We start from the raw sequence: 6,133 nt of genomic DNA on the forward strand, positions 1-6,133 counted from the left end.
TATGAGTGCTTAGCAGGAGACATGATGAGTACGCAGCCTTTGACCCATGGAACGGTTCCCGAGCGCCTGGCGCATACCCGCGAACTGATGCGCCGCGAGGGGATCCATGCCCTGCTGGTGCCGTCGGCCGACCCGCATTTGTCCGAGTACTTGCCGGGTTACTGGCAGGGGCGGCAATGGCTGTCGGGTTTTTATGGCTCGGTAGGCACGTTGATTGTCACCGCGGATTTTGCCGGTGTGTGGGCCGACAGCCGTTACTGGGAGCAGGCCACCAAGGAACTCAAGGGCAGCGGCATCGAATTGGTGAAGCTGCAACCTGGCCAACCCGGCCCGCTGGAATGGCTGGCCGAGCAAACCCCGGAGGGTGGCGTGGTCGCAGTGGACGGCGCAGTAATGGCCGTGGCCTCGGCACGTACCTTGGGCGCCAAGCTGGCCGAGCGCGGCGCTCGCCTGCGTACCGATATCGACCTGTTGAATGAAGTCTGGCAAGACCGTCCGGCCTTGCCGAACCAGCCGATCTACCCACACCTGCCGCCGCAGGCGACCGTCAGCCGTGGCGACAAACTCGCGGCCCTGCGTGCCAGCTTGAAAGAGAAGGGCGCCGATTGGCACTTCATCGCGACCCTGGATGACATCGCCTGGCTGTTCAACCTGCGCGGCGGTGATGTGTCGTTCAACCCGGTGTTTGTGTCCTTTGCCTTGATCAATCAACAGCAGGCCACGTTGTTTGTGGCGCTGAGCAAGGTCGATGCCGAGCTGCGCGCGGTACTGGAGCGGGACGGCGTGACCCTGCGCGACTACAGCGAAGTGGCAGATGCGCTGCGTGCAGTTCCGGCGGGTGTCAGCCTGCAAGTTGATCCGGCACGCGTGACCACCGGTTTGCTGGAAAACCTCGATGCCGGTGTCAAGCTGGTCGAGGGCTTGAACCCGACCACGCTGGCCAAGTCGCGCAAAAGCCTGGCGGACGCCGAACATATCCGACAAGCCATGGAGCAGGACGGCGCAGCGCTGTGCGAATTCTTCGCCTGGCTGGACAGCGCGTTGGGCCGTGAGCGCATCACCGAACTGACGATCGACGAGCACTTGACCGCCGCGCGTACCCGTCGCCCCGATTATGTGTCGCTGAGCTTCAACACCATCGCGGCGTTCAACGCCAACGGTGCGATGCCCCATTACCACGCCACCGAAGAAGAGCATGCGTTGATCGAAGGCGATGGCCTGTTGCTGATCGACTCCGGCGGCCAGTACCTGGGCGGCACCACGGACATTACGCGGATGGTGCCGATCGGCACGCCGAGTGATGAGCAGAAGCGCGACTGCACGCGCGTGCTCAAGGGCGTGATTGCCTTGTCGCGTGCGCACTTCCCCAAGGGCATTCTCTCGCCATTGCTGGATGCCATCGCCCGTGCGCCGATCTGGGCCGAAGGCGTGGACTACGGCCACGGTACAGGTCATGGCGTAGGCTATTTCCTGAATGTGCATGAAGGCCCGCAGGTAATCGCCTACCAGGCCGTCGCGGCACCGCAGACGGCAATGCAGCCGGGGATGATTACTTCGATTGAGCCGGGCACTTATCGTCCGGGTCGCTGGGGCGTACGCATCGAGAACCTGGTGTTGAACCGCGAAGCGGGCAAGACCGAGTTTGGTGAGTTCCTCAAGTTTGAAACCTTGACCCTTTGCCCGATCGACACCCGTTGCCTGGAGCCGTCGTTGCTGACGGCGGATGAACGCGAGTGGTTTAACGCTTACCACGCCGAGGTGCGTGAACGCCTGAGCCCGCTGCTTAGCGGAGCAGCCCTGGAATGGCTGCAGGTGCGTACCGCCGCGATCTGATCGGTCGCAGCTCAGGCCTTGGCCAGGGCGTCGGCGAGACAGTTGTCGAACGCCTTGCCCCTGGCTGACTGGCGTCGATTGGGTGTCGACACCGCGTAATTCGCCGATACGCAACGTGACATGGACCCACACCGTTTCGACCGGCAACGGTAAGCGCCGCTTACGATTTGCTCGTAAGCGGCGCTCAAGGGCGCTTGGCGATCCAGTTTTAGCGGAGCGCTTCGCGCACAAACTCCAGACGGTCCTGACCGAAGAACAGGTCATTGCCTACAAACATACTGGGTGCACCAAATACCCCGCGCTGAACAGCCTGTTCGGTTTTGTCCTTGAGGGCGGCCTTGACCTTTTCATCGTTGGCCAGGTTCAGGACTTCCTCTGGGTCGAAACCCGCCTCACTCAACACAGCGGCCACGACGGCGGGGTCGCCCAGGTGGCGACCTTCGACCCAAAGGGCGCGAAACAGGCAATCGACGAAGGCCTGGAAGCGCTCGGGCTGGCGCATCTGGATACCCATGACGGCACGCATCAGCACCAGGGTATTGATCGGGAAGTGCGGGTTGAACTTGAGCGCCACGTTGTAGCGCTTGGCGTATCGCGCCAGGTCATTAAACATGTAACGCCCTTTGGCGGGCACAGTGATGGGGGAGGCGTTGCCGGTAGCTTTGAACACGCCACCCAGTAGCATGGGCTGATACACCAGTTGCGCGCCGGTCTCGGCACATAGCGCAGGCAATTGCGTAAAGGCCAGGTAAGTGGCGGGGCTGCCGAGGTCGAAAAAAAATTCCAGGGTTTTACTCATGGTCGATTCTCGCTAGTTATTGTTGTTCTTGATCAGGGGCGGTGCGTTTACCAGGGTTCATTCCAGGGGCGCAGGTCCAGTTCGAAGGTCCAGGCGTCGCGTGGTTGGGTATGCAGGTACCAATAGTTGTCGGCGATGTGTTCTGGGTTGAGGATACCGTCCTGGTCTTTTTGCGCATATTTGTGCGGGAAATTGTCGCGAATAAAGTCGGTGTCGATGGCGCCATCGACCACCACGTGGGCCACATGGATGTTCCGCGGGCCCAACTCCCGCGCCATGCTTTGCGCGAGCGCACGGATGCCGTGTTTGGCGCCGGCGAACGCAGCAAACCCTGCACCGCCACGCAGCCCGGCAGTGGCACCGGTGAACAGGATAGTGCCGCGTTCGCGCGTGACCATGCGCTTGGCGACTTCGCGGGCGTTCAGGAATCCGGAGAAGCAGGCCATCTCCCAAATTTTGAAATATTTGCGCGCGGTTTCTTCGAGGATGCTGCACGGCACGTTGGCGCCGATATTGAAAACGAAAGCTTCGATGGGCCCCAGTTGGGTTTCTATCTGTTCAACCAGCGCGATCACGTCGTCTTCTTTACGCGCATCACAGGCAAAACCGTGGGCTTCGCCGCCGGCGGCCTGGATGCTGTCGACCAGGGGCTGCAGCTTATCGGCACTGCGACGGGTGACGCAGGCTACATAGCCTTCGCGGGCAAAGCGCCGGGCAATGGCGCCACCGGTTGCATCACCGGCACCAACCACCAATACGATTTTCTTGTTGGGTGTCATGGGAACTCCGTTGCTCGAATGTCGAGCAGGAGTGTAGCCGCAGCAGGGCGTAGGGCATGTAAAGAGGAGGGAGCAGCCGGAAGAGGACTGCTCGGGCGGTCATTTACAGATGACGATCATGCTGCGGCTGGTATAGCCGGCAGGGTTGATACCGAAAGGATAGTCCCCTGGCTCTTCGGAGTTGTCACCGGATTTGGCGACAACCCGGTAGCCCTTGGCGCCGCAGGAGTTGGCTGCGCTGGTGTAGCACTGGTCCCAGGAGGAGGACAGGCCGGAACAATTGATGTGCATGCCTTTTTTGCCCCGTTTTACTTCTGTCTTGGTGGTCGCAGCACAGCCAGCAATACCCACGACCAGTAACAGTATCAAAATTCGTTTCATTACTATCCTTATAGCCGCGTCGCAAAAGGGCTCGATGCAGGCTTCACTCGCTCTCGATTGTAGCGTTCAGCAGTCCCTGTCGAAATTCTCCATGAAAGACATTCGTTTACGGCCTAAACATGGCCTAAATGAGCGGCAAATACCAGAGCTACCTGCGATGAGCGTCAATCAGCGGGCACCAATGGTTTGGATTCATTGCGCATCGTCAGTGTGGCTCCGACGGAGGCGAAGATAATGCAGGTGATTGCCAGCCATTGCGCGAGGGACAAGTGCTCCTGCAGGAAGAACAGGCCGGAGAGCGCACCGAATGCCGGCTCAATGCTCATCAAGGTGCCGAAGGTGCGAGCGGGCAGGCGAGTGAGCGCGACCATTTCCAGGGTATAAGGCAAGGCGGTGGAGAGGATGGCCACACCTATGGCAACGGGAATCAGCGAGGGCGTCAGCAGGGCGGCGCCGGCATGGACGATGCCGATCGGCGCCACGAACAAAGCGGCGATCATCACGCCCAGGGCGGCAGTTTGCACGCCGTTGTCGTTGCCGGCTTTTTGGCCAAACAGGATATAGAGCGCCCAGCAAACGCCGGCACCCAGTGCATAAGTGGCGCCAATCAAGTCGATACCACTGCTGGTTTCGCCGGTGGGGATCAATAACAGCAGGCCCGCGATCGCGAGGCCGATCCATACAAAGTCAACCGCCCGGCGCGAGGCATAGATAGCCACGGCGAGCGGGCCGGTGAATTCCAGCGCTACTGCGATGCCCAGGGGCACTGTGCGCAAAGACATATAGAAGAGAAAGTTCATGCCGCCCAACGCCATGCCGTAGACGATGACCGTGCGCAGGGACTTGGCCGTGAGTTTGGCGCGCCATGGGCGTAAAAGCAGCAGCATGATCACACTGGCGAAAATCAGCCGCAGAGTAGTAGTGCCCTGGGCGCCGACGATGGGGAACATGCTCTTGGCCAGCGAGGCGCCGGACTGGATGGAGGCCATGGCGATCAACAGCAGGCCGACCGGGAACAATGCCGAGGCCAGGCTGCGAGGTGGTGTGGTCATTGGGGCGGGTGTCCGAAGTCATGGTAAAGAAGCAGAGCGCCTATGATGCTTAACTGTCTGGCTTTGAGCAATATATTGCTCAGTTCGGCTTGCTGTGCTCTTTATATAGAAGGAGATGGGCATTTTGGGCTGTTTGATAGAAAACCTAAATTAAGTGTTGACGGTGTTTTATATCTGTCTATAATTCGCCCCACTTCCAGCGCAGTCGAAACTGAAAACTCCTTGGTAAACAAAGAGTTATGAGGTTTTCGGCAGCAGGTTGCTTCAGTTCATCGGAGCCAAAAGGGAGTTGAAAAAGAGGTGTTGACAGCAGCGTGTAACGCTGTAGAATTCGCCTCCCGCTAACGAGAGATCGTAAGCGCAAGTGGTTGAAGTTGTTGAAGAATTCTTCGAAAACTTCTGAAAATAATCACTTGACAGCAAATGAGGCTGCTGTAGAATGCGCGCCTCGGTTGAGACGAAAGATCTTAACCAACCGCTCTTTAACAACTGAATCAAGCAATTCGTGTGGGTGCTTGTGGAGTCAGACTGATAGTCAACAAGATTATCAGCATCACAAGTTACTCCGCGAGAAATCAAAGATGTAACCAACGATTGCTGAGCCAAGTTTAGGGTTTCTTAAAAACCCAAAGATGTTTGAACTGAAGAGTTTGATCATGGCTCAGATTGAACGCTGGCGGCAGGCCTAACACATGCAAGTCGAGCGGTAGAGAGAAGCTTGCTTCTCTTGAGAGCGGCGGACGGGTGAGTAAAGCCTAGGAATCTGCCTGGTAGTGGGGGATAACGTTCGGAAACGGACGCTAATACCGCATACGTCCTACGGGAGAAAGCAGGGGACCTTCGGGCCTTGCGCTATCAGATGAGCCTAGGTCGGATTAGCTAGTTGGTGAGGTAATGGCTCACCAAGGCGACGATCCGTAACTGGTCTGAGAGGATGATCAGTCACACTGGAACTGAGACACGGTCCAGACTCCTACGGGAGGCAGCAGTGGGGAATATTGGACAATGGGCGAAAGCCTGATCCAGCCATGCCGCGTGTGTGAAGAAGGTCTTCGGATTGTAAAGCACTTTAAGTTGGGAGGAAGGGCATTAACCTAATACGTTAGTGTTTTGACGTTACCGACAGAATAAGCACCGGCTAACTCTGTGCCAGCAGCCGCGGTAATACAGAGGGTGCAAGCGTTAATCGGAATTACTGGGCGTAAAGCGCGCGTAGGTGGTTTGTTAAGTTGGATGTGAAATCCCCGGGCTCAACCTGGGAACTGCATTCAAAACTGACTGACTAGAGT

5 protein-coding genes and 1 rRNA gene are annotated in these 6,133 nt (G+C 58.1%); 2 read left to right on the forward strand and 4 right to left on the reverse strand.

Annotation, left to right across the window (positions count from 1 at the left end):
• Positions 1 to 24: 24 nt before the first annotated feature.
• Positions 25 to 1,833, forward strand: coding sequence for an aminopeptidase P family protein (locus BFP92_RS26295; RefSeq protein ID WP_065931750.1), 1,809 nt, complete (start codon positions 25 to 27; stop codon positions 1,831 to 1,833).
• Between the two features lie 208 nt (positions 1,834 to 2,041).
• Here the strand turns inward: BFP92_RS26295 and BFP92_RS26300 are convergent, their stop codons facing one another.
• From BFP92_RS26300 to rhtA, 4 genes are all read right to left on the reverse strand, one after another.
• Positions 2,042 to 2,632 (reverse strand): 2-hydroxychromene-2-carboxylate isomerase, encoded by a 591-nt coding sequence (locus BFP92_RS26300; protein ID WP_065931751.1) that lies wholly within the window; start codon positions 2,630 to 2,632, stop codon positions 2,042 to 2,044.
• A gap of 47 nt (positions 2,633 to 2,679) precedes the next feature.
• Entirely contained in the window at positions 2,680 to 3,411 is a 732-nt protein-coding gene (locus BFP92_RS26305; protein ID WP_065931752.1) for an SDR family oxidoreductase, read from the reverse strand.
• Positions 3,412 to 3,510: 99 nt separating this feature from the next.
• Entirely contained in the window at positions 3,511 to 3,792 is a 282-nt protein-coding gene (locus tag BFP92_RS26310; RefSeq protein WP_056859698.1) for a hypothetical protein, read from the reverse strand.
• Between the two features lie 164 nt (positions 3,793 to 3,956).
• The gene (gene rhtA / locus BFP92_RS26315; protein WP_065931753.1) at positions 3,957 to 4,844 is read right to left on the reverse strand and encodes a threonine/homoserine exporter RhtA; all 888 of its coding nucleotides are present in this window, start codon (positions 4,842 to 4,844) and stop codon (positions 3,957 to 3,959) included.
• 638 nt (positions 4,845 to 5,482) lie between these two features.
• On the opposite strand from rhtA, the gene BFP92_RS26320 reads away from it, so the two are divergent.
• Positions 5,483 to 6,133 (forward strand): 16S ribosomal RNA (locus BFP92_RS26320); the annotation flags it as partial.

Origin of the sequence: Pseudomonas sp. 58 R 3, from assembly GCF_900006605.1 — a bacterium.
Taxonomy (GTDB): Bacteria; Pseudomonadota; Gammaproteobacteria; order Pseudomonadales; family Pseudomonadaceae; genus Aquipseudomonas; species Aquipseudomonas salomonii.